At 67.7% G+C, this 22345-nt stretch carries 27 protein-coding genes and 1 riboswitch; of the genes, 11 read left to right on the top strand and 16 right to left on the bottom strand.

Annotation, left to right across the window (positions count from 1 at the left end; translation table 11 throughout):
• Positions 1 to 15: 15 nt before the first annotated feature.
• The 3 genes from DDE10_RS17310 to DDE10_RS17300 are packed head-to-tail and all read right to left on the bottom strand — an operon-like array spanning position 16 to position 2569.
• Positions 16 to 504 (bottom strand): Rid family hydrolase, encoded by a 489-nt coding sequence (locus DDE10_RS17310; protein WP_162806700.1) that lies wholly within the window; start codon positions 502 to 504, stop codon positions 16 to 18.
• Positions 505 to 542: 38 nt separating this feature from the next.
• Positions 543 to 1223, bottom strand: coding sequence for an ABC transporter ATP-binding protein (locus DDE10_RS17305; protein ID WP_114954043.1), 681 nt, complete (start codon positions 1221 to 1223; stop codon positions 543 to 545).
• Between the two features lie 41 nt (positions 1224 to 1264).
• The gene (locus DDE10_RS17300) at positions 1265 to 2569 is read right to left on the bottom strand and encodes an efflux RND transporter periplasmic adaptor subunit (protein WP_284734734.1); all 1305 of its coding nucleotides are present in this window, start codon (positions 2567 to 2569) and stop codon (positions 1265 to 1267) included.
• Between the two features lie 397 nt (positions 2570 to 2966).
• On the opposite strand from DDE10_RS17300, the gene DDE10_RS17295 reads away from it, so the two are divergent.
• Positions 2967 to 4373 (top strand): sigma-54-dependent transcriptional regulator, encoded by a 1407-nt coding sequence (locus DDE10_RS17295; RefSeq protein WP_114954041.1) that lies wholly within the window; start codon positions 2967 to 2969, stop codon positions 4371 to 4373.
• A 21-nt stretch (positions 4374 to 4394) separates the two neighbouring features.
• Positions 4395 to 5735, top strand: coding sequence for a sensor histidine kinase (locus tag DDE10_RS17290; protein WP_114954040.1), 1341 nt, complete (start codon positions 4395 to 4397; stop codon positions 5733 to 5735).
• A 32-nt stretch (positions 5736 to 5767) separates the two neighbouring features.
• On the opposite strand, the gene DDE10_RS17285 is transcribed toward DDE10_RS17290, so the two are convergent.
• Positions 5768 to 6235, bottom strand: coding sequence for an RrF2 family transcriptional regulator (locus tag DDE10_RS17285; RefSeq protein ID WP_114954039.1), 468 nt, complete (start codon positions 6233 to 6235; stop codon positions 5768 to 5770).
• A gap of 112 nt (positions 6236 to 6347) precedes the next feature.
• On the opposite strand from DDE10_RS17285, the gene dctA reads away from it, so the two are divergent.
• Entirely contained in the window at positions 6348 to 7676 is a 1329-nt protein-coding gene (dctA, locus tag DDE10_RS17280) for a C4-dicarboxylate transporter DctA (protein ID WP_114954038.1), read from the top strand.
• Between the two features lie 5 nt (positions 7677 to 7681).
• Here dctA and DDE10_RS17275 read toward each other — a convergent pair whose 3' ends face one another.
• A complete protein-coding gene (locus DDE10_RS17275; RefSeq protein WP_114954037.1) occupies positions 7682 to 8143 on the bottom strand; it encodes a DUF2721 domain-containing protein in 462 nt (153 codons plus the stop codon).
• Between the two features lie 132 nt (positions 8144 to 8275).
• Between DDE10_RS17275 and DDE10_RS17270 the strand changes: the two genes are divergently transcribed.
• Positions 8276 to 9211: a cation diffusion facilitator family transporter gene (locus DDE10_RS17270; protein WP_114954036.1), complete on the top strand. Its 936-nt coding sequence runs from the start codon at positions 8276 to 8278 to the stop codon at positions 9209 to 9211.
• A gap of 21 nt (positions 9212 to 9232) precedes the next feature.
• The gene (locus DDE10_RS17265; RefSeq protein ID WP_114954035.1) at positions 9233 to 9667 is read left to right on the top strand and encodes a DUF1810 domain-containing protein; all 435 of its coding nucleotides are present in this window, start codon (positions 9233 to 9235) and stop codon (positions 9665 to 9667) included.
• Positions 9668 to 9673: 6 nt separating this feature from the next.
• On the opposite strand, the gene DDE10_RS17260 is transcribed toward DDE10_RS17265, so the two are convergent.
• Positions 9674 to 10522, bottom strand: a complete 849-nt coding sequence (locus DDE10_RS17260; RefSeq protein ID WP_114954034.1) for a hypothetical protein — start codon at positions 10520 to 10522, stop codon at positions 9674 to 9676.
• A gap of 117 nt (positions 10523 to 10639) precedes the next feature.
• Between DDE10_RS17260 and DDE10_RS17255 the strand changes: the two genes are divergently transcribed.
• A complete protein-coding gene (locus DDE10_RS17255) occupies positions 10640 to 11269 on the top strand; it encodes an OmpH/Skp family outer membrane protein (protein ID WP_114954033.1) in 630 nt (209 codons plus the stop codon).
• Between the two features lie 55 nt (positions 11270 to 11324).
• Here DDE10_RS17255 and DDE10_RS17250 read toward each other — a convergent pair whose 3' ends face one another.
• The 4 genes from DDE10_RS17250 to DDE10_RS17235 all read right to left on the bottom strand — a co-directional run bounded on the left by DDE10_RS17250 (position 11325) and on the right by DDE10_RS17235 (position 13984).
• The gene (locus DDE10_RS17250) at positions 11325 to 11960 is read right to left on the bottom strand and encodes a YceI family protein (RefSeq protein WP_114954032.1); all 636 of its coding nucleotides are present in this window, start codon (positions 11958 to 11960) and stop codon (positions 11325 to 11327) included.
• 130 nt (positions 11961 to 12090) lie between these two features.
• The gene (locus DDE10_RS17245) at positions 12091 to 12714 is read right to left on the bottom strand and encodes a YbhB/YbcL family Raf kinase inhibitor-like protein (RefSeq protein ID WP_114954031.1); all 624 of its coding nucleotides are present in this window, start codon (positions 12712 to 12714) and stop codon (positions 12091 to 12093) included.
• 22 nt (positions 12715 to 12736) lie between these two features.
• Positions 12737 to 13135 carry a VOC family protein gene (locus DDE10_RS17240; RefSeq protein WP_114954030.1) on the bottom strand — a complete coding sequence of 133 codons (399 nt, stop codon included), beginning with the start codon at positions 13133 to 13135 and terminating at the stop codon, positions 12737 to 12739.
• A gap of 9 nt (positions 13136 to 13144) precedes the next feature.
• Positions 13145 to 13984, bottom strand: coding sequence for a TIGR00266 family protein (locus DDE10_RS17235; protein WP_114954029.1), 840 nt, complete (start codon positions 13982 to 13984; stop codon positions 13145 to 13147).
• A 118-nt stretch (positions 13985 to 14102) separates the two neighbouring features.
• Here DDE10_RS17235 and DDE10_RS17230 point away from each other — a divergent pair, with 118 nt between their 5' ends.
• Complete coding sequence (locus DDE10_RS17230) at positions 14103 to 14540, top strand: cupin domain-containing protein (RefSeq protein ID WP_114954028.1); 438 nt, start codon at positions 14103 to 14105, stop codon at positions 14538 to 14540.
• On the opposite strand, the gene DDE10_RS17225 is transcribed toward DDE10_RS17230, so the two are convergent.
• Together DDE10_RS17225 and DDE10_RS17220 are read right to left on the bottom strand one after the other, a co-directional pair.
• On the bottom strand, positions 14528 to 15013 hold the full coding sequence (locus tag DDE10_RS17225; protein ID WP_114954027.1) for an SRPBCC domain-containing protein: 486 nt from the start codon (positions 15011 to 15013) through the stop codon (positions 14528 to 14530). The two genes, DDE10_RS17230 and DDE10_RS17225, sit on opposite strands and share 13 nt — an antisense overlap.
• A 3-nt stretch (positions 15014 to 15016) precedes the next feature.
• Positions 15017 to 15382: a gamma-glutamylcyclotransferase family protein gene (locus DDE10_RS17220; protein ID WP_114954026.1), complete on the bottom strand. Its 366-nt coding sequence runs from the start codon at positions 15380 to 15382 to the stop codon at positions 15017 to 15019.
• A gap of 145 nt (positions 15383 to 15527) precedes the next feature.
• Between DDE10_RS17220 and DDE10_RS17215 the strand changes: the two genes are divergently transcribed.
• From DDE10_RS17215 to DDE10_RS17205, 3 genes are all read left to right on the top strand, one after another.
• Positions 15528 to 16205 carry a peptidylprolyl isomerase gene (locus tag DDE10_RS17215; protein WP_284734733.1) on the top strand — a complete coding sequence of 226 codons (678 nt, stop codon included), beginning with the start codon at positions 15528 to 15530 and terminating at the stop codon, positions 16203 to 16205.
• Between the two features lie 85 nt (positions 16206 to 16290).
• Positions 16291 to 16893: a phosphatase PAP2 family protein gene (locus DDE10_RS17210; protein WP_162806699.1), complete on the top strand. Its 603-nt coding sequence runs from the start codon at positions 16291 to 16293 to the stop codon at positions 16891 to 16893.
• Positions 16894 to 16967: 74 nt separating this feature from the next.
• Complete coding sequence (locus tag DDE10_RS17205; RefSeq protein ID WP_162806698.1) at positions 16968 to 17372, top strand: addiction module antidote protein; 405 nt, start codon at positions 16968 to 16970, stop codon at positions 17370 to 17372.
• Positions 17373 to 17391: 19 nt separating this feature from the next.
• On the opposite strand, the gene DDE10_RS17200 is transcribed toward DDE10_RS17205, so the two are convergent.
• Both DDE10_RS17200 and thiC read right to left on the bottom strand, forming a co-directional pair.
• Positions 17392 to 18000, bottom strand: coding sequence for a hypothetical protein (locus DDE10_RS17200; protein WP_114954022.1), 609 nt, complete (start codon positions 17998 to 18000; stop codon positions 17392 to 17394).
• Between the two features lie 20 nt (positions 18001 to 18020).
• Positions 18021 to 19925: a phosphomethylpyrimidine synthase ThiC gene (gene thiC, locus DDE10_RS17195; protein ID WP_114954021.1), complete on the bottom strand. Its 1905-nt coding sequence runs from the start codon at positions 19923 to 19925 to the stop codon at positions 18021 to 18023.
• Positions 19926 to 19956: 31 nt separating this feature from the next.
• Positions 19957 to 20066, bottom strand: a riboswitch (TPP riboswitch).
• A 50-nt stretch (positions 20067 to 20116) separates the two neighbouring features.
• On the opposite strand from thiC, the gene DDE10_RS17190 reads away from it, so the two are divergent.
• The gene (locus DDE10_RS17190; RefSeq protein ID WP_114954020.1) at positions 20117 to 20422 is read left to right on the top strand and encodes a hypothetical protein; all 306 of its coding nucleotides are present in this window, start codon (positions 20117 to 20119) and stop codon (positions 20420 to 20422) included.
• Positions 20423 to 20723: 301 nt separating this feature from the next.
• On the opposite strand, the gene dinB is transcribed toward DDE10_RS17190, so the two are convergent.
• Positions 20724 to 21821 (bottom strand): DNA polymerase IV, encoded by a 1098-nt coding sequence (gene dinB, locus DDE10_RS17185; protein WP_284734732.1) that lies wholly within the window; start codon positions 21819 to 21821, stop codon positions 20724 to 20726.
• A gap of 252 nt (positions 21822 to 22073) precedes the next feature.
• On the bottom strand, positions 22074 to 22319 hold the full coding sequence (locus tag DDE10_RS17180) for a hypothetical protein (RefSeq protein ID WP_114954019.1): 246 nt from the start codon (positions 22317 to 22319) through the stop codon (positions 22074 to 22076).
• Positions 22320 to 22345: the final 26 nt, after the last annotated feature.

Genomic DNA, 22345 nt, shown 5'->3' with positions numbered 1-22345 from the left:
CGGCCTCTCTCCTGGTCAGTTCGCTGTGGTCGCGGGCGCCGGCCGGCGAGCGACGATCTTGATCTCGGTGATTCCGCGGTCGGGGATCAGGCGATCGACGTCGATCGCGGTCCAGGCCGGGAAGGGTGCGGTGACGTAGCGACGATGGACCGAGACGATGGCCTCCATCTGCGTCGTCACGTCGGTGTGGTAGCTGGTGATGTCGACAACATCGTCCCAACTCGCGCCCGCGCGGCGCAGTATCTCGCCGATATGGCGGTAGGCGCGGTCATAAGCGGCGGCGAGATCGGTCTCCCCCTCGCGCAGGCCGACGACGATCCCGGAAAGGTAGATGCTATCGCCGGCGACGACCGCGTCGGAATAGCCCCATTCCTCCTGTCCGCGCCGCGCGCCCTCATTCTCCGACATGAGCACGGTCGCTTGCCGGCGCGCCTGGCCGGCGGCGGCGCCGGGCGTGAGGAGGAGAGCACCGAGGAGCGCGAGCCCGACGGCCCTCCTTTGCATCGGGAGGGCCGCTGCTTCGAGGCGAAGCCGCACCGGCATCAGGCGGCGCGCCGGTGCTCGACGAGGATGCGGCCGTCGAGCATGTTGACGACGCGGCCGGCATAATCGGCGTGGCTCGGCGAGTGGGTGACCATGACGATGGTCGACCCTTCCGCGTTGAGCGCCTGCAGCATCTTCATCACCTCCTCGCCATGGGCGGTGTCGAGATTGCCGGTCGGCTCGTCGGCGAGGATCAGCTTGGGGCTGGCGACAAGTGCCCGGGCGACGGCGACGCGTTGCTGCTGTCCGCCGGACAGCTGGCTCGGCCGGTGCTTGGCACGATGGGCGATGCCCACCTTGTCCATCACCTCGTCGACCCGGGCGCGCCGCTCTGCCGCGGGGACATTGTGGTAGAGCAGCGCAAGCTCGATATTCTCGCGGACGGTCAGCTCGTCGACGAGATTGAAGCTCTGGAAGATGAAGCCGATGTTCCGCTTGCGAAAGTCGGCGAGCTTGGATTCCGTCAGGCCGGCCACCTCGGTCCCGTTGAAGACGTAGGAGCCGCTGGATGGGCTGTCGAGCATGCCGATGACGTTGAGCAAGGTCGACTTGCCGCAACCCGACGGTCCCATGATCGCGACGAACTCGCCGTCGGCGACATCGAGGAAGATGCCGTCGAGGGCGGTCGTCTCGACCGTATCGGTGCGGTAGACCCGCGACAGTTCGCGCATGCTCAGCATAAGTCTGTTCCCTTCGTTGCCCACGATCGAATCCACTTCCTTCACTGTCCGCTGAGGCTCAGCCGATCGCGCTCGGCAAAGCCCGTATAAGGCGAGGTGATGACGCGCTCGCCCGGGTCGAGCCCCTCGAGCACCTCGATATGATCGGCATTGCGGCGGCCGAGACGAACCTGGCGCTTCACGGCGGCGCCGCCGTCCGGCGCGACCACGAAGACCCAGTTGCCGCCCGTTTCGTTGTAGAAAGCGCCGTTCGGGATCAGCAGAGCCGGCGCCGGATCGCCCAAGGTCAGGCGGATCTGCACCGTCTGGCCTCGCTGGAGGTCCGCCGGCTCCTGGCCGATGAACTGCAGGTCGATCTCGAAAGCCCCGTTGCGGACCTGCGGATAGATCTTGCTGACCCGCATCCGATACGGGCGGCCGGCCACCTCGGCGGAGGCGATCTGCCCCTCGGTGACGCGGCCGAGATAGAATTCGTCGACCTGAGCGCGCAGCTTGTTGCGGCCGGCGCTGTCGATCTGGCCGAGGCGCTCGCCGCGATTGAACGACTGGCCGACTTGAATCGAGAAGGCGGTGAGCTGACCCGCGACCGGCGCCCGCAGGTTGAGCGCGTCGAGGCTGGCCCTGGCGAGGTCGAGACTCTGGTTCAGCCCCGTGGTCGAGGCCCGCAGCTGCGCCAGCTGGCTCGACTGCAGCCGCTCGTCGGTCGTCTGGGTACGCCGGAGCACGGCCAGGCGATCACGCGCCGCTTCATAGGCGTCGCGGCTGTCGGCGAATTGGCGGGCGGGGACGAAGCCGCGCTCGGCGAGCGGCCGCTGCGTCTCATATTGGCGCCGCGCGGTCTGCACGGCGAGCTCTGCCTCGATCACCGCCCGTTCGTTGGCGAGGCGATTCTGGGAGAGGGCCAGCTCCTGGCTGCGCATCGAGTTGATCTGTTGGGTGACCTCGGTCTGGCGGGCGAGGACGTTCAGCTGAAGGTCCGAATTGGACAGGACGGCGAGCAGCTGGCCAGCCTGGACCATCGCGCCGTCCTCGACCATGACCTGCTCGACCCGGCCGCCCTCGACCGCGTCGAGATACACGGTCACAAGCGGCTCGACCCGCGCCCGCAGTGGCAGGAAGTCGTCGAAGCGGCCGCGCTCGACCGTAGAGATGGTAAGGCGAGAAGCCTCGACCGTCTGGCTGTTCGCACTGGGCGCAAAGTAATAGAAGAAGGCGAGGAGCAGGACGACGACGACGGCGCCGAGCGCGATCTTGATCCGATTGGACAGACCCCGGCGCTCGACGACCTTGTCCATGCCGCCGCCGCTCTCCGGACGATCCGGTTTGGGAATTCTAACCACGCTCATTCACGCCCGCTCCCCGGCAATGAATGGCGACGGACTGTCCGATTCCGGACGAAACATGTCCGCCGCCGTACACTCGCACCGCTTACGCCAGCGGCAGCGCGACGAAGGTGACGAGAGCCGTCATTACGAGACCGATGGTGAAGCTCAGAGTTTCGAACCGTGCCATGACCTTGCTCCTCGTGCGGGACTGCCCCTGTCCAATTCCTTCCAGCACGAGGCGTGCCAACCGCCGAAAAAGGCGGATTTTTGCGAATTCCGCCCGCCTGACGGGAAAGAAGGGCGGTTCCTGGATCGTCCGCTTTCGAACAGCTTTGTCCGCGTCCGGACGCCGCGGCTCCGGCTGGCACGGATGTTGATTGTCCGTTACCGGACAACGGCGAGGGGAAAGGCTCAGCTCATGGTGGACCACGGGACCAGATTCGGCCGTTGCATCGTCGTCGACGATGACGAAGACATCCTGCTGTCGGCGCGGCTGCTGCTGCGCAACCTGTTCCGCGACGTTGCCGTCTTTCAGGCGCCCGACCAGGCGATCGCGGCGATGGAGCAGGAACAGCCCGACGTCATCCTCCTCGACGCCAATTTCGGCCGCGGCGCCACCGACGCGTCGGAGGGCTTCAGCTGGCTTGCGGAGATATTGAAGCGCGACCCGCAGGCGGTGGTGGTGATGATCACCGCCCATGCCGGCGTCCAGATCGCCGTCGAGGCGATGAAGCGGGGGGCCACCGACTTCGTGTCGAAACCCTGGTCCAACGAGAGGCTGCTCGCGACCGTCCGCACCGCGGCGGCGCTGCGAACCTCCCGCGAGGAGGCGGTCACCGAGCGGCGGCGGGCGGCGGCGGTGACCACGCCGGTCGCCGGCGGCGAGATTCCGCTGCTCGGCCGCTCACCGGGCATGGCGCGGGTCTATTCCCTGGTCGAGCGAGCCGCTCCGACCGAGGCGAACGTGCTCATCCTGGGCGAGAACGGCACCGGCAAGGAGCTGGTCGCCCGCGAGCTGCATCGGCGCTCGCGGCGCGCCGACCAGGTCCTCGTTTCGGTCGATCTTGGCGCGATCGCCGAGAATCTGTTCGAATCCGAGCTGTTCGGCCACGTCAAGGGCGCCTTCACCGATGCCCGCAGCGACCGGATCGGGCGGATGCAGGCGGCCAATGGCGGGTCGCTTTTCCTCGACGAGATCGGCAACCTGCCTCTGCACCTACAGCCCAAGCTGCTGACCGCGCTCGAGCAGAGGCAGATCGTCCCGGTCGGCGCCAACAAGCCGGTGCCGATCGACATACGCGTGATCGCCGCCACCAATTGCCCGCCCGAGCAGCTCGCCGACGAGGCCCGATTCCGCCAGGACCTGCTGTTCCGGCTGAATACGGTCGAGATCGAGCTGCCCCCCTTACGCGAGCGGCGGGAGGACATCATGCTCCTCGTCGATCATTTCCTCGGCCTCTACGCCCGCAAATATGGCAAGCCGGCGCGCCGGATTCCCTCGGACGTCGCCGCAGCGCTCGAGGCCTATGAATGGCCGGGCAACGTCCGGGCGCTGCGCCACGCGGCGGAGCGGGCAGTCATCCTTGCCGACGGGGACGATTTCACTGCCGAGGATTTCTCCCTGTCCCGCGCGAGCCAGCCGCCCCGTCCGGCGGCGCCCGCCCCGGCGCCGACGGTGCGCGACGATCTCAATCTCGATCGCGCCGAGAAGCAGATGGTCGAGCAGGCGCTGAAGAAGCACAGCTACAACATCTCGCTGGCCGCCGCCGAGCTCGGCCTCACCCGCGCCTCCCTCTATCGCCGGATGGAGAAGCATGGGCTCTGATTCGGACCCTGGACCGCTCTGATGCGCTTGCGCAGCCACTTCCTCATCGGCCTGATCTGGCGGCTGGCGCTGCTGCTCGCCTTGACCCTGGCCTTCGTCCAGTCGCTCCACACGCCCGGCCTGGGCGCCGCCCGGATCGTCGCCGCCATGCTCGTGATCGGCGCCGCCGCCTTGCTGTGGAAGCATGTCCAGCGCACCAACATGGAGCTTGCGCGTTTCATCGACGCGGTTCGCTTCGGCGATTTCAGCCAAGGCTTCATCCATCGCTTCGACGGCAGCGGCTTTGCCGAGCTCGGCGCCGTCCTCGACGATGCGCTCAAGCGGATGCGCGACGAGAAGCACAAGCTGATCGATGCCAACCGCTTCTACGAGGCGGTACTCGACGACGCGCCGACCGCCCTGCTCACGGTCGAGGGGAACGGCAAGGTCGAGCTCACCAACAAGGCGGCGCGGCGACTGCTGATGCGCCATCGCGGGGTCCGCGTGGAGGATTTCCGCGAATATGGCGAAGCCTTCTCCCAGGCTCTGGAAGGCGGTGCTGTCAATCGGCCGCGGCTGGTGCCTTTGCTCATCGACAGCGTGCCGCAGACGATGCTGGTCAGCGCCGCCGTCGTACATCGTCTCGGCGGTCTCGTCCGTGTCGTGGCGGTGCAGCCCATCCAGGGCGAGTTGAACGCGATCGAAATCGCTGCACAGAGCGATCTCATCCGCGTCCTCACCCATGAGATCATGAATTCGATGACGCCGGTCACTTCGCTGGCCCACAGCGCGGTCGAACTGATGCGGCGGATCGACGGCGGCGCCGACGCGGACATTGCCGATGCCCGCGCCGCGGTCGAGACGCTCGCCCGCCGCGCCGATGGGGTGATGCATTTCGTCGAGAGCTACCGGCAGATCAGCCGTGCCCCCCAGGTGCGGCCTCGGCCGATCGACATCGCCGCCTGGAGCGCCGAACTCGAAGCGCTGTTCCGGGCCAGCGACCGCACCGAGGGCATCGCCTTCAGCCTCGAGGCCGACCGCGCCTTGCCCGCGCTCGAGGCCGATCCCGACCTGATGAGCCAAGTGCTCATCAACCTGCTGCGCAATGCCGCGGAGGCCGCGCGCGGCCATGCCGAGGCGCCGCGCGTCAGGCTCGCCTTCAGCCACACGCGATCGGGCCGCACCCAGATCGAAGTCGAGGATAATGGCCCGGGCGTACCCGACAATCTGCGGCAGGACATCTTCCTACCCTTCTTCACCACCAAGGCGAAGGGCACCGGGGTCGGCCTCAGCCTCGCCCGCCAGGTGGTCCTCGCCCATCGCGGCTCGATCAACGTTGCGGAGGGCAAGGAGGGCGGCGCCCTATTCCGGATCGTGATCTGAGGCTTCGAGCGTCGGCACGAACCGCGAAACGTTCAGGCCTCGGCGGGCGCAACACCCGCCGGCTCGAGCAGGCTTCCGATCGGCGCCACCTGGTCCACCGGATCGGCCAGGGTCAGGCCGTCGAGTATGCGGGCAGTCTCGTCCCGAACGAGCAGCATGGCCCGGTGCAGGCGGCACTTGTCCTCGCTGATGCAGTTGCGGCACGGCTCGTGGGCGAGCCGGCTGGCACAGGGCAGCAGGCCCAGCGAGCCGCGGGTCAGCCGGACTATCTCGCCATAGCTGATCTCCGCGGGCGGGCGGGCAAGCCAATAGCCGCCCTCCCGGCCGCGAAGCGTCGCGACCAGGCCGGCACGTCGCATCTGCGACAGGATCACGGTGAGGAACTTTGGCGGCAGATTCTGCGCCTCGGCAATCTCGGCGAGCTGCACCGGACCTTCGCCGTAGCGGTCCGCGAGGTGCAGCAGCGCCCTGATTGTGTACCGCGTCCGTTGAGAAAGCATGATGTCCCCATGAACTTCCGACCCGGGATTCGCAACCGGCCGCGCGACGACGACTGACAGCCGGCCGAAAGGATCCTATCCTGGCCCCGCGCGATCGGCGGGAGGGGGAGGCATGCAGCAGGCGCGACCGCCATTCTGGCGCACGCTCTATTTCTGGGTGCTGGTGGGAATCGTCCTCGGCGCGGCCGTCGGCTGGCGATGGCCGGATGCCGGCGCGTCGCTGAAGCCGATCGCCGACGGGTTCATCAAGTTGGTGAAGATGATCATCACGCCCGTCATCTTCCTGACAGTCGTGACCGGCATAGCCGGCATGGCCAGTCTGAAGGCGTTCGGCCGCGTCGGCCTCAAGGCGATGGGCTACTTCCTGACCTTCTCGACGCTGGCGCTCGCCGTCGGTCTCGTCGTCGGCAATGTCGTCCGCCCGGGAGCCGGCCTGAACATCGATCCGGCAACCCTCGATCGGGCGGCCGTCGACAGCTACGTCACCCAGGCGGAGCGACAGAACTTCGCCGATTTCGTCCTCCAGATCATCCCCGACACCGCCATCAGCGCCTTCACCTCGGGCCAGATCCTGCAGGTCCTGTTCGTCGCCATCCTGTTCGGAATCGCGCTCGCCCTGATCGGCGCGAAGGGGGAGCGGCTGCTCGACAGCCTGCGGGTCCTCACTGCCGTGGTCTTCAGGATGGTCCACATTCTCATGTACGCGGCGCCGGTCGGGGCGGCGGCGGCGATGGCTTACACGATCGGCGAATATGGAATCGGCACGATCGTCAATCTCGCCGCCTTGGTGGTGACCTTCTACGCCACCTCGCTGCTGTTCATCATCGCCGTGCTCGGCCTGGTGGCGCGGGGCGCGGGTTTCTCGCTGCTCGGGCTGATCGCCTACATCAAGGACGAGCTGCTGCTCGTACTCGGCACGTCGAGCTCCGAAAGCGCGATGCCGCTGCTAATGGAGAAGCTCGAGCGCGCCGGCTGTCCGAAATCGATCGTCGGCCTGGTCGTGCCGACGGGCTACTCGTTCAACCTCGACGGCACCAACATCTATATGTGCCTGGCCGCCTTGTTCATCGCCCAGGCGACCAACATCGAGCTGACGCTGGCCGACCAGCTGCTGCTGATGGGCGTGGCGATCATCTCGTCCAAGGGAGCGGCCGGCGTGACCGGATCGGGGTTCATCGTCCTCGCCGCCACCCTGTCGGTGGTGCCGTCGGTCCCCGTCGCCGGCATGGCGCTGATCCTCGGTGTCGACCGCTTCATGAGCGAGTGCCGCGCCCTCACAAACTTCGTCGGCAATGCGGTGGCGACGATCGTCGTCGCCCGCTGGGAGAGAGCCGTCGAGCCGGCACAGCTCGCCGCCGCCTTCCGCGGTGCCGGCGGCGTGCTGACCGAGACGGAAAGCGATGCGCTGCAGATAGAGGGGCGCAGCGACGTCCCCGCCTGAGCGGATCAGGCGCGGCGGTGCGGCATTCGGTCGCGACGGACGCGCAGCCCCTTTATCGCGAGCCGGATCTCCCAGAGGAAGGTCAGCAGGCCGACGATCAGCAGCAACATGGCGAGGATGAACAGCCAGGCGATGGCCCGGCCGAAGCCGACGTCGAGCAGGTTGGCCAGGAACATCATCGCGACGAGGACGCAGACGAACAGTGCGGCCGCGGTGCAGCAGGTGATGGCGACGTTGATGACGCCCATCCGCTGGTCGAGCAGCAGCAGTTCGGCCCGCGCCACGGAACGCATCTGCTCGTCCAGCCCGTCATAATCCTGCTCGAGGCTTCGGCTGCGCTCGAATATCCGGGCGAGACGGCTGGTGAGGACGCCGAGCAAGGCGCCGATGCCGGCCAGCAGGAAGACCGGAGTGACCGCCAGCTGTATCTGGTGCGCGATCGCAGAGACGGCGACGGGCTCGGCCATCCCGCGCACCTACCGCCGGAAGATACGGACGATCAAGCGCCGGGTGAGGAATGCACGCCCGCTCCCGCCATGTCCTAGCATCACCTGCGCGTCCTGGTTTAGGTCCGGCGGGGCGGCGGGAGACAGTGGGACTTGGGCGCGCATCACGGGCATCATCACCATCAAGGTCATGGCCACAGCCATGCCCCGGCCGATTTCGGCCGCGCGTTTGCGATCGGCATCGCCCTCAACATCCTGTTCGCCTCCGCCGAAGCGGCGGCGGGGCTGGCTTATGGCTCGATGGCCCTGCTCGCCGACGCGGGACACAATTTCTCGGACGTCCTCGGCCTCGCCGTCGCGTGGGTGGGCGCCGGCCTTTCGAAGCGACCGCCGACGCGGCGGTTCACCTGGGGCTATCGCGGCGCATCGATCCTCGCCTCGCTGATCAATGCGCTGCTCCTGCTGGTCGCGCTCGGCGCCATCGTGCTGGAAGCGGCAACCCGCTTCTCCGATCCGCCGCCGGCGCCGGGCCGGACGATGATCGTCGTCGCCGCCATCGGCGTCGTCATCAACTTTGCCACCGCGCTGCTGTTCGTCCAACGCGGCAAGCGCGACTTCAACATCCACGGCGCCTATCTGCATATGGCCGCCGATGCCGGCGTCTCGCTCGGCGTCGTCCTTGCCGGCATCCTGATCCTCGTGACAGGCGCGGGTTGGATCGATCCCGCCATCACCCTGGTCATCGCCGCCATCATCTTCTGGAACACCTGGGGACTGCTCAAGCAGTCGGTGTTCATGTCGCTGGGCGCAGTACCCGAGGGTATCGAGCCCGAAGAGGTCGAAGCCGCCCTCGCCGAGCTTCCCAGCGTCTCGGCGGTCCACGACCTTCACATCTGGCCGATGGGCACGTCCGATACGGTAATGACGGCGCATCTGGTGATGATCGGCGGCCATCCCGGCAACGACTTTCTCGGAGCAGCGAGGCGGATGATGCACGACCGATTCGGCATTGCCCACGTGACCTTGCAGATCGAGCTCACCACCGCCGAAGATGGAGATTGTGCCACCGGCACGGGCAGCGCCCACTGACTGCGGGAGGAGGATGTCGCCATGGCGGATCTCGACCTGGAGCGGTTCGTCACCGCCCAGGCAGGAATCTACGAGCAGGCGCTCGGCGAGCTCCGCCGCGGCCGCAAGAGCGGCCATTGGATGTGGTTCGTCTTTCCCCAGATCGCCGGCCTCGGCCGCAGCGCCAATGCCTGGCATTTCGGATTGCGCGACATCGACGAGGCCAGAGCCTATCTCGGGCATTCCATCCTCGGGCCTCGGCTCCTCACCTGCGTCGAGGCGCTGCTCTCCCAACGCGGCCGTTCGGCGGATGCAATCTTCGGACCGCTCGACGCGATGAAGCTGCGTTCGTCGATGACTCTGTTCGAACGGGTGGCCGAGCATCCGGCTCCCTTCGCCGAGGTGCTTGAAGCCTTCTTCGACGGTGAGCGCGACGGACTGACGCTGGAGCGGGTCGCCGCTGCCGATCGCCCTTAGCCAGGTTCAAGCGCGGCAGCCGGCGGCGAAGCGCCGCCCGAGCGCCGCCGGCGGGCGGGGGTGCGGACCGCTATTCTGCGCCCCATAGTTGATCGCGATACCTTCGCCCCCGCCCAGAATCGCCTCGAGCTCGGCAGGAACCACAGAGCGCCCGGAGACGCCACCACGCTCCCCATCCCCTGCGGTATCGGCAACCAGGACGACCACGGTGCCGCCCGAACCGACGCTCATTCGTTCCTCGCTCTCCACCGGATGAAATTCGGTCACATTGACCAGCAGATCGCCCGATCCGCGCGGGCAGAAGAAGGTGACGGCACGGCCGCCGTCCGGAGCGGGGAGATAGAGCGTCGCGCCATCGCTGCCGGCAGCCGCCTCCCAGGCCGGCGCCGACACCGTATTCGCGCCCTCGGAACAGCGAACGCGCACGGCGCCGGTGCCACCGACCTCAACCTCGAGCCGGCCATGGGGCAGCAGACGCAGCCGGCGGGTCTCGCGCCATCTCTCACCCTCGCCCTCGAGCTCGAGCTCCATCGCCACGGCGCCGCGCTCGGCCGACCGGACTGCGCGGACCGCGGCGACGCTCTCGTGAAAGCGCAGTTGGTCCGCCCCGACGACGAGGCGCATCTCCCCGGGTGCCCCCGCGCACGCGGCAGGGCTGACGTCCCAGATACCCAGAAAGCGCTGCGGCACGGCCGTCGATCGGGCATCGGGCGCGGCCGGATCGGCGGAGTCGGCGGGCGCCGTCGACGGCGCCTCCGCCGCACCGGCGGTGGAATTTTCCGCGGGAGTGCCGCACCCGGCCAGCACGCGCAGCATGGTGGCGGCGCACGCGGCCGTCGTGATCGTGCGCATCATCCTGCCCTCAAGCCCGCGTCGCGGCACCGGTTCCCCCGCCGCCGCGGCGGTCGCGGCAACCTCGCCGGGATTCCGGGCGTTGAGGAGCCATTCGCGGGACTTGAAGGAGCTTCGAAGATGAGGACCATGTTTCTTACCCTGGCCGGTACTGCCGCGCTGACAATAGCCGCGCCGGCGATGGCGCAGGCCAACCTGAACGCCAATGCCGGGATCGGCATCTCCAACCGCATCGCGCAGATGGAAACGCGGATCAATGCCGGCGTTCGGACCGGAGAGATCGACCGGCGCGAGGCGCGCGCCCTGCGCTATCAGCTTGGCCAGCTCCAGCGGATGGAGCAGCACTATTTGCGGGACGGCCTGACGGCCGAGGAGCGGCGCGATCTGCAGCAGCGGCTGCGCATGCTGCGCCAGGACGTTCGCCTCGCGGACGGCCGCGGCAACGGCTACGATCGCTGGGACGACGACCAATATACCGGCCAGGGCGGGCCACTCGAAGGTGACGGCTGGGTGGTCGACGACAGCGGCGGCAGCCGAAGCGGCTTCGCCGGCCTGTTCGACAATTTCCTCGGCCGGGGCGGGATGCAGGTCGGCCAGCAGGTCACCGGCAACCTCTATGCGGTGCCCGGTGAGTATCGGACGCAGTTCCGTGACAACAACCGCGCTTATTTCCGGTCGGACGGCAATCGCATCTACGAGATCGACGCCGATACGCACACGATCGTCCGGATCTATAGCCGAGACGAGTAGGCCCGCGGGGAGGCGGGGTCCGCGCAGGGGCGCCGCCTCCCCGCCAATCGGCAGGTCACACGAGGTTGAACTCGCCGCTGATCGTCAACTGGACCTCGTCTCCGACCAGCGGAAGGCCGTAGCTCACGCCGAAGTCGCTGCGCCTGATGGTGCCGGTCGCCGAGAAGCCGGCCGTGTAGGTTCCGGCCATATTGTCCCCGGCCTTGTTGAACGTGACTGCCAGGGTCAGCGGCCGTGTCTGCCCGCGCAGCGTGAAATTGCCGGTCACCTCGGCCTGGTTCGGCCCGGTAAGGCGGACCGCGGTCGAGACGAACGTCGCGCTCGGAAAGTTGGCGGCGTCGAAGAAGTCGGCCCCGTTGAGGTGGGCGTCGAGGGCTTCGTCGTGGGTGTCGACCGATGCCGTCGCCACGTTGACGGTGAGCCGGCTCGCTTCCGGATTGTCGCCATCGAGCCGGAGCCGCGCATCGAAATCGGTGAATTCCCCATAATAGGTCGAGAAGCCGAAATGGCTGGTCGACCAGACGATCTTGGCATGGGCCTTGTCGAGCCGATAGTCGCCCGATCGCACGTCCGCCACCTGAGCAGGAGCGGCGACGGCGGCCGGCTGCGGGGCCGCGGCGGTCGTATCGAGAGCGTAAGCGCCGGTGGCGACTATGGCGGCGGCGCTGGCGGCGAGGATGAAACTGCGCATGGAAGTCTCCGTTGAAAAGGCGAGAACCGGCTTGAGCCGGCCGTCACCCTCATCTGGCCGGCCGCCTTCCCGCCCGGAAGAGCGGGAGACGGCACTTCAGCGTTGCGGGATGCGCAACCCCGATCGGAGTTCAGTACGCAGGGCGGACCGCGCCGGCGGGGCCGACCATGCCCGGCTCGCCGCGCGAATAGGTGCCGACCAGGAACCCGGCGCCGAGCACGCGCCCCGCCATCGCCCGCGCCAAGGCGCCGCGCCCCGGCGTGTCGCCCGGGTCCGGCGCAGCGGCGAGCGCGAAAAGCTGGAAGGCGTAGCGATGCTCGCCATGGCCCGTCGGCGGGTCGGGGGGCAGCCAGCCCTCGCCGAAATAGGAGTTGCGGCCGACATCGCGGCCGTCCCGCTGGCCGTCGCCATCGGCGCGGATCGCGCCTTCGGCCAAGCGTCGCTCATCGGGCGGGATGTTCCAGACGATGGCGTGGACGAGCGGCTGGGGCGACGGCGCGTCCGGATCCTGGACGATCAGGGCGAGCGATTCCGTCCCGTCAGGAACGTCGCCCCACAGCAAGGGCGGCGAAACCCCCTCGCCGTCGGCCGTGAATCGCGGCGGAAGGCGGGCTCCGTCGCCGAAAGCCGGGCTGGACAGGCCGATCGCCTCGAAGCCGGTGCCGATCTCCGCCTGCGCGATGCACAATTTGTCGGCGCCGGCGCGCAGTCCGTGCAGCGCGTGGCCGAGCCAGTGGGGGACGTTCTCGAGCATCTTTTCCTCCGGACGAGCAGGCTCAACCCCCAGAGGGGCCGATCAGGTCCCACAGATTGCCGTAAAGGTCCTCGAACACGGCCACCATGCCGTAGGGCGCCGCGGCCGGCTCCCGCACGAATCGGACTCCTGCCGCACGGAAGCGGTCGAAGTCCCGGCCGAAGTCGTCGGTATGGAGGAAGAGGAAGACCCGGCCTCCGGACTGATTGCCGATGAAATCGGCCTGATCGGGCGTCGCCGCCCGCGCCAGAAGCAGCGAAGCGCCGCCACCGCCCGGGGGCGCCACGACCACCCAGCGCTTCGCCTGCTCGGGCTGCGCTTCGTCCTCGACAAGGACGAAGCCGAGCTTGCCCGTGAACCAGGCGATCGCCTCGTCATAGTCACGCACGAGCAGAGCGACGTGGGCAAGCGCCTGGCGCATCGTCGTCGGTCAGTTGCCGGAGATCAGGTCGCCGAGCGGCCCGAGTGCCGATCCCTCGCCGCGATTGCCGCCGCCGCCCGGCATCGCCGCCTGGAGCATGCGTCCGGCGAGTCGGGCAAAGGGCAGCGACTGGATCCACACCTTGCCCGGGCCGGTGAGGCGGGCGAAGAACAACCCCTCGCCGCCGAACAGCGCGCTCTTGACCCCGCCGACCGTGACCAGGTCGAAGCCGACGCTCGGCACGAAGGCGGCGATGCAGCCGGTATCGACATGGAGCTCCTCGCCGGGGCGCAGCTCCCGCTCGATCACCGTGCCGCCCATCTGGACGAACACCCAGCCGTCGCCCTCGAGCTTCTGCATGATGAAGCCCTCGCCGCCGAACAGGCCGGTGAGCACCTTGCGCTGGAAATGGACGCCGATGGTGACGCCCTTGGCGGCGGCGAGGAAGGCGTCCTTCTGGCAGACCAGGGTGCCGCCGACGTCGGCGAGGCGGATCGGCAGGATCGCGCCCGGCACCGGGGCGCCGAAAGCGACGCGGGCCTTGCCGGAGCCCTTGTGGGTAAAGACGGTGGTGAACAGGCTTTCGCCGGTGACCAGATGCTTTCCGGCCGAGAGCAGCTTGCCCATGAAGCCGCCTTCCTGTCCGGCACCGTCGCCGAACACCGTCGTCATGTCGATCGTCGCGTCTTTCCATACCATCGCGCCAGCCTCGGCCACAGCGCTTTCGCCGGGATCGAGCTCGATCTCGACGAACTGCAACTCCTGTCCCTTGATCTCATAATCGATATCGTCGTTCAGACCGGCCTGACGGTGATGGGAGCGCGGCGAGCCCCAGGGCGAAGTGGACATGGATGGCCTTTCGAGGGTTGAAACCGGGCACAATCTAGTGCCCAGCGCGCGCCAATCCAGCGGCGTCGCGGCTTTGCCGGCACTTGCGTCGACGGGTCCGGCGAGGGAACAGGATGCCATGACCGATGCCCGCGCCTTGATCGATGCCCTCCATCTCGAGCCTCATCCCGAAGGCGGCTGGTATCGAGAGACGTGGCGGGCCGAGAGCGCGCCCGGCGAGCGGGCCTCGGCGACGGCGATCCTGTTCCTGCTCGAGGCGGGCCAGCGCTCGCACTGGCACCGGGTCGATGCCACCGAATTGTGGCTGTTTCACGCGGGCTCTCCCCTCCGGCTGCTCACCGCCGCCGACGAGGAGGGGCCGGTCGAAGAAATCCGGCTTGGAGCCGGCGTGCTTGCCGGCGAACGGCCGCAGGCGAAGGTCGCGCCGGGCGATTGGCAGGCGGCGGAGGCGGACCGCGGCTGGGCTCTCGTCTCCTGCATCGTCTCGCCGGCCTTCGAATTTGCCGGATTCGAGCTTGCTGCGCCGGGCTGGTCTCCGGGCGCTCAGCCGAGATAGCGCGCGAGATTTTCGAGGGAAGCGGCAAGTCCGGTTTCATGATCGGGCGCGGCGATCCCCGGCGGAACCTGGGCGGCGGCGACGGTGACCCACGTCGACGGTCCATGCGATTCGAAGGTCCAGGTCATGATCATCGTCCCGGCAAATGCCGGGTCGCCGGAATCGAACTCGACCGACATGACAATCCTGTGCGCGGGCACGATTTCGAGGAAAGTGCCGCGGCTGAGGTCGCTATTCTCGGTGGTCTTGGCGGTGCCGGCTGGTGTGTCCGTCCGATAGGTCAGCTCGATCTCGTAGTTCCCGCCTTCGCGGAATTCGTATCGGAGGAGCCGCCCCGTCATTCCCTGCGGCGGAAGCCATAAGATGAAGGCGTCCGGATCCTCGAAGGCGCGATAGACCACGTCCGCAGTCGCGTGGACGATGAGGGAGGCTCGATCGACCCGGCCTTCCTGCGTCGCCTCGGGATCCGTCACGGCTTATTCCGTGATCTCGGGGCCAATATAGACGAAGGCGCTGGCGCCCGAGGCGAGAATGACCTCGACCCTGTCATAGGCGTCGGTCTCATACCGGTCGGCGGCAGCGAGTTCGGCAGGGCTGATCGAGAAGACGATGCCATCGATGCGGTGGACGGGATCGCCGGTCGGACAGGCGATGGTGTGGACCTCGAGACCGCTGGCGGCGATCACGCCAGGGTCGCTGATGACCAATGGCGCGAGGCGATAGCCGGCGAGCGCATCGGGGCGGCCATCGAGCAGACGACCAAACGTGGCCCGCTGGACCTCGGGCTGCTGCAGGGTCCCGTAGGAAAAGAGGCAGATCGGAGCTTCGGCGGAGCGGGTCATCTCGATCTCCCGGTTCGACTGCTGGATTTCGCCAGAAGCGCGGCGGGAGTCCAGCCCCGACGAGGCCGTCCGATTTGGCTCAGGCTTAAAGGTTTGTGAGGCCGTTGCCGTTTCGCCGCCGGCGATCCGCGCCTAGACGTTCACGATGATTCGATCGCACGCGCTGCCCATCGCTATGGCCGTCCTGCTGGTCGGCTGCGGCGGAAACGTCGCTCCGGCAGGACCCGAGGCGAACCAGGCCCCGACCGACGCGGCGGCGAAGGGTGCCGACGCGCCCGATCCGGTGCCCGATGTGGCCAGGGTGCGGCTCGAGACCGAAGTGGGGCCGATCGTCGTCGAACTGGACGGGAGGCGAGCGCCGGTCACGACCGGCAACTTCCTTGCCTATGTCGATCAGGGCCGGTTCGACGGGACGAGCTTCTATCGTGCCTCTCGCACCCGCGGCGCGCCCGAGCGCGGCTTCATCCAGGGAGGGATCCGGCGCAACTACCGGCTGATGCTTCCGCCGATCGCCCATGAGCCGACCAGCCGCACCGGGCTTCGGCACGAGGCGGGCACGATCTCGATGGCGCGGACGGCGCCCGGGACGGCGATGGGCGAGTTCTTCATCACCGCGAGCGAGATGCCCTCGATGGACGCCGACCCAGACCGCGAGGGCGACAAGGAAGGCTTCGCCGCCTTCGGTCGCGTGACCGAGGGGATGGACGTCGTCCGGCGGATCCTCGCGGCGGAGACGGCGGCCGACGCCGGACGGGGCGCGATGCGGGGGCAGATGCTGGTCGAGCCGGTGACGATCGTGCGAGCGCGACGAATGGATGATTGAGAGCGAGCCGTTGGGAGCGCGGCCCTGGCCGAACAGGGCTCCAGGTGCCGGAGGAACCCGGACGGCCGTCCCGATTTTCCAGCTCATGGGCAAGAAGAAGCGAAACAAGAAGAAGCATTCCAAGCGCACGTTCATCGAACGGGCCGAGATCGAAGCGATCCGCGCGGCGGTGCCGTGGCTCGAGCACCCCGCGGCTCGCGCCGCCGGTCTGATCGGCAATGTCGGAGACCAGCCTCCGCTGCTCGCTTTGTCGGGCGGCGTGGCGGCGATGGGAGCGCTTCGGCGGGATCGGCGGATGCTCCGCGCCGGTGTCCGGATGATCGCGGCCCATTGGCTCGCCACCGCGATGAAGACGCAAGGCAAGGACCATGTCGACCGGTCCCGCCCCGACGCCTTGATCGAGGAGGACGAATACCGGATGGAAAAAGGCGGCTCGGACGATCCGGGGCTCCGCTCCTTCCCGTCCGGACACACAGCCGGCGCAGTTGCCGTGGCGCTTGCGGCAGCACGCGAATATCCCCGCCATCGCTGGGCCCTCTATGGCGCGGCTGGGCTGGTCGGCGCGCTTCAAGTGCCGCGGCAGGCGCATTTCCCCACCGACGTCATTGCGGGTGCGCTCCTCGGCCTCCTCGCGGAACGGCTCGTCGACATGGCGGCGGGGGTCTTCGGCGAAGGCTCGGCTGACTGAGGTCGAACGACACTGTCACCAGAGGCAATCACAAGGGATTGCTATTGCGACGCGGTCGCAATAATGTTCATCCGGTGATTGACCTCTTCACTCCCTGCGGCGAGCTGGTCGCCCTGCCGAAACCGGCGCGCGACGTCGTCCTCGCGCTCCGGGTCTGGGCCGTGCTGATCCGCGAGAAGAGGTGCCCCCATCATGCGGTGGCGGCTCATCTCGGTTCCCTGCAGGCCGCGGCACACCTGCAGCTCATGCTGGAGGAGATCGGCGCGGCCTGGCCCGACCGGTTCACCGTGAGCCCGCTCTGCTGCCGACATCTCAGCCATGACGAGGCGACCCTGACCGAGATGATGCGACTCGCCGCCCGGCAGGACCGATGCCGATTCGACAGGCTGCTCGGTGAGATGATCGGCCCCGAGCAGAGAGAGATGCTCTTCCTCTCCGCTTCCGTGCTCGGCCGAATGATGGACGCGGCTCGCGCCTGAAACGGCCTTTCCCGAAACGTCAGGAGCAGGCCTCCACATAGCCGAGCACCGGCATCAGGCCGGCATGGACGTTGGTCACCCTGCCGTCGGCGCCGATCTCGAAGCGAAGGCCGGGCTCCCGCTCGGTGCCACCGAAGAAGAGGTCCTTGGCGGGCGCTTCCACATAGTGATGGGGTTGCTCCTGCAGCGGCGTGTAGGCGGCGCGCACCTCGGCCTCGGTCGAGCCGACGCCGATGCCGCGATCGGTGCGAAGCGGGGACGGACCGGATTCGCGCTCCTGGAATCCGGTGAGGCGCATGGTCCGGCCGTCCTCGACGATCGCATAGGAGCTGGGGAGACGCGGGCTGGTGTAGATGCGGCAGCTCTCCTCGTAGCTGCCGTCGTCGGCGAGCTCGTAGCCCTCCGCCTCGGCTGGACGCGCGCCGATGCGGATCGTGTCATAGCCCCCGGCGGTGAGAACCGGGACGGCGGGCGCGGGCGCAGGCGCCGGCGCCGGTGCCGTTGCGGCCGCCTGCGCATTGGACGGCTCCGAAACGGTCGAGTTGGCCGACTGGCCGCCGTTGTCGGGCGCCGCGGGCGTGCCGCACCCGGCGACGAGCAGTGCGATGGGCAGAGCAGCTATGCGCATGTCGAGCGACTTCCTTCGAGCTACTCGGCGGCGGGGAGATAGATCTCGCCGCCCTTCTCCCGAAATCGCTCGCTCATCTCGGCCATGCCGGCTTCCGCCTTCGCCAAGGCTTCGGCGGACTGGCCCGCCGGCGCCGAAGGTTCGGCGGACGTGTCGGCAGCAAGGAATGTCTCGGCACCGGCGTTCTGCCTCGCCGCGAAGTCCCTCACTTCCTGTGTGATCTTCATCGAGCAGAATTTGGGGCCGCACATCGAGCAGAAGTGGGCGGTCTTGGCGCCTTCCGCGGGCAGCGTCTGGTCGTGATAGCGCTCGGCCGTGTCCGGATCCAGGGACAGGTGGAACTGGTCGCGCCAACGAAACTCGAAACGGGCCCGGCTGAGGGCATCGTCCCGCAGCTTGGCGGCCGGGTGACCCTTGGCGAGATCGGCGGCGTGGGCGGCGAGCTTGTAGGTGACCACGCCGACCTTGACGTCGTCGCGATCGGGCAGCCCGAGATGCTCCTTCGGCGTCACGTAACAGAGCATCGCCGTTCCGAACCACCCGATCATCGCCGCCCCGATCGCGCTGGTGATGTGGTCGTAGCCCGGCGCGATGTCGGTGGTGAGCGGCCCCAAAGTGTAGAAGGGCGCCTCGCCGCAGGCTTCGAGCTGCTTATCCATATTGGCCTTGATCTTGTGCATCGGCACGTGGCCGGGGCCCTCGATCATCACCTGAACGTCGTGCTTCCAGGCGATCTGCGTCAGCTCGCCCAGCGTCGCGAGCTCGGCGAACTGGGCCTCGTCATTGGCGTCGGCAATGCTGCCGGGCCGCAGGCCATCGCCCAGGCTGAAGGCGATGTCATAGGCCTTCATGATCTCGCAGATCTCGTCGAAACGCGTGTAGAGGAAGCTCTCCTTGTGGTGGGCGAGGCACCATTTGGCCATGATCGATCCGCCCCGGGAGACGATTCCGGTGACGCGCCTGGCGGTCATCGGAATATACGGCAGACGCACGCCGGCATGGATGGTGAAATAGTCCACGCCCTGCTCGGCCTGTTCGATCAGCGTGTCGCGATAGATTTCCCAATTGAGGTCCTCGGCGATGCCGCCGACCTTCTCGAGCGCCTGGTAGATCGGAACGGTGCCGATCGGCACCGGCGAGTTGCGCAGGATCCATTCGCGGGTGTCGTGGATGTTGCGCCCCGTGGAGAGGTCCATGACCGTGTCGGCGCCCCAGCGGATCGCCCACACCATCTTGTCGACCTCCTGCGCGACGTCCGACGCGACCGCGCTGTTGCCGATATTGGCGTTGATCTTGACCAGGAAGTTGCGTCCGATCGCCATCGGCTCGCTTTCGGGATGGTTGATGTTGGACGGGATGATCGCCCGGCCGCGCGCGACCTCGTCGCGGACGAATTCCGGCGTGACGAAGTTGGGAATCGCGGCGCCGAAATCCTGGCCGTCGCGCGCTTGTGCCGCGACCAGCTCGCGGCCGAGATTCTCGCGGACGGCGACATATTCCATCTCGGGGGTGACGATGCCGCGGCGGGCATAGTGCATCTGGGTGACGTTGGCGCCGGGGCGGGCGCGAAGGACCCGGCGGCGAACGCTCGGGAAGGGCTCGACGCCGCCGGAACGATCCGGACCGAGCTGGCCATTATCCTCGGGCCTGACCTCGCGCTGATCGACCTCGACGACGTCGCCGCGGCCGCGAATCCAGTCGCGCCGCAGCTCGGGCAGACCGGCCAGGATATCGATACGGGCCTGAGGGTCCGAATAGGGCCCCGACGTGTCGTAGACGCGCAGGGGCGGCTCGCCCGAGGACGGCTCGAGAGCGATCTCCCGCATCGCGACGCGGATCCCGCCCGGCCCCTCGACGTGGATCTTGCGGCTGCCGCGGATGGCGCCGGTGGTTACCTTGAGCTTGGGGGCTTCGATGTCGGCCATTTCACTCTCCTTGAACGGGAGGGCGGAGGCCTGGCTTGGACTCAACCCTCCCTACGCCGGCGCTAACCGGATCAGGTTCGACGGGTCTCGGCGTCCTTGCCGACTCTCAGCCGCGGTCCAGCGGCCCCCCGGGGAATGGCCCTCCATAGGCTGGGGCGGAGCCGGAAGGAAGCCCGGCGCGTTGTCCATTCGTGCATCTTGTCGAGATATTGCTTCCGCTGCGCGATAATGAAGGGCGCACCTTCGGGCGCGAGCTGTTCGCGCAAGTGCGCGAGGAGATGGTCGAGCGGTACGGCGGAGTCACCGCCTTCACGCGCGCGCCCGCCGAAGGAATCTGGCAGGCGGACGAAGGGCGAAGCCGCGACGAGATCGTGCTCGTCGAGGTGATGACCGATGTGCTAGACCGGCACTGGTGGGGAGACTATCGCGCCGAGCTGGAACAACGCTTCGAACAGGAGCAGATCGTCATGCGCTCGCACGAGGTGGAGACGCTGTAGTTCGGATCAGCTGAGTACCTTCGCTGCCTCGTCCAGGTCATCGGCCCGAGATAAGTTGGCGAGGCGTTGACCGCAGATAGGCGATTCAGGTTCCGGCGAAGGCGACCGCATGGAAGGGCAATGTCCACGCCGGCCAACAGGTCACCGACGGGCATGCCGCTAAGCAGCGCCGTCATGGCGTAGTCCAGAGTCGTGAGACGAAGTAGCCCGCGATTTCCTGACTGCCGAAGAAGCTGACGAACTCGACGATGATACGCGACCAGAAGGCTAACACGCTTCCGGGAATAGCAAAGGATGGCATTCAGACCGCCGGCGGCAATGGAAGCTCCAGCTCGATCGGGCCGCCGGCCTGTGCCGCCGCTTCACCAAGGTTGGAGAGCGTGAGGCCGAGCAGGCGGATGCCCTTTGGCGAGGGCAGGAGCGTGCGCAACAGCGCGCAGCCGATGTCGAGGAACTCCGCGCGGCCGGCCACCGGGCGATCGAGGCTGCGGGCGCGGGTAACGATACGGAAGTCCTGATATTTGACCTTCAGGGTGACGGTTCGGCCGACGATTCCCTTCTCCTCGATCCGGCGCCACACGGTGGCGCTGATCCGGTCGAGCTCCGCCACCAATGCGGCTTCCCCGGTCAGATCGTCAAAGAAGGTGTCCTCGGCGCCGATCGACTTGTACGGCCGGTCCGGCTTCACCTCGCGGTGGCAGATGCCGCGGGCGAGGTCGTGATAGTGGCGGCCGGCGCTGCCGAAATGCTGCAGAAGATAGTCGAGGCTGCGATCGCGAAGGTCCGCGCCCGTCTCGATGCCGAGCCCCGCCATCTTTGCCGCGGTCTTCGGGCCGACGCCGTGGAAGCGCTTGACCGGGAGCGAGGCGACGAAGGCGGCGCCGCGTGCCGGCGTGATGACGCACAGACCGTCCGGCTTGTTCTGGTCGCTGGCCAGCTTGGCGAGGAACTTGTTGTAGGAAACGCCGGCGCTGGCGGTGAGACCGGTGTCGGCCCGGATTCGGGCGCGGATCTCCTCGGCTATCCTGGTGGCGATGCCGATGCCCTGGAGGTCGTGGGTAACGTCGAGATAGGCCTCGTCCAGGGACAGCGGCTCCACCAGCGGGGCGTATTCGGCGAAGATCGCCCGGATCTGCCGCGAGACTTCCCGATAGGCATCGAAGCGCGCTTTCACGAATATGAGATCCGGGCAACGCCGCCTCGCCGTCACGGACGGCATGGCCGACCGGACCCCGAAGCGCCGCGCTTCGTAGCTGGCCGCAGCGACGACCCCGCGCGCGGTAGGCCCGCCGACCGCCACCGGCCTGCCGCGCAGATCGGGATTGTCGCGCTGCTCGACGCTGGCGAAAAAGGCATCCATGTCGACATGGATGATCTTGCGGAGCGGGGCCTCGTTCACCCTTTGTGCAATAGTTCCACGATGTGGCGGGGAATAGCCCGAATCGCCGTTACATCGGCTGCATCCTGCGTCGAAGACCGATCCGAATCTCGGTAGCCCGCGGCTGTCCCGGGAGCGCCTCTCCCAACCAGCGCCGGAAGAGCGACGGCCCAGGATGATGACCTATGCCGGTACGAGTGGCGGCCATGAGAGAGACGCCGCCGGCGGAGTCCGATCTCGAAGGACCCGCCGGCTGAACTTCGAACCAGCCGATCAGGGGCTGACCGGATCGGAATCGTCGTTATCGAAGACGACGCCGGTCGCCATCAAAATGCCGAGGATGATGATCGTGGCCGCGAGGATGGGCGGAAGGATGGGACCACCAGCCAGCTGGCTCGAATCCCCGGTCGCGGGACCGGCGCGTTGCACGGCGGCGACCGGCGCAGAAGACGCCTGCGCCAGGACCGGGCTTGCAACGAAGGCGACGGCGGCTAACGCGGCTACTGACTTGCGGAACATAAGCTTACTTCCTCCCGGAGGGTTGG

This window comes from Sphingosinicella terrae (assembly GCF_003347635.1).
Lineage (GTDB): Bacteria > Pseudomonadota > Alphaproteobacteria > Sphingomonadales > Sphingomonadaceae > Allosphingosinicella > Allosphingosinicella terrae.
Note: the sequence above shows the minus strand (reverse complement) of the source record. Positions and strands in the feature narration are given on the sequence as shown.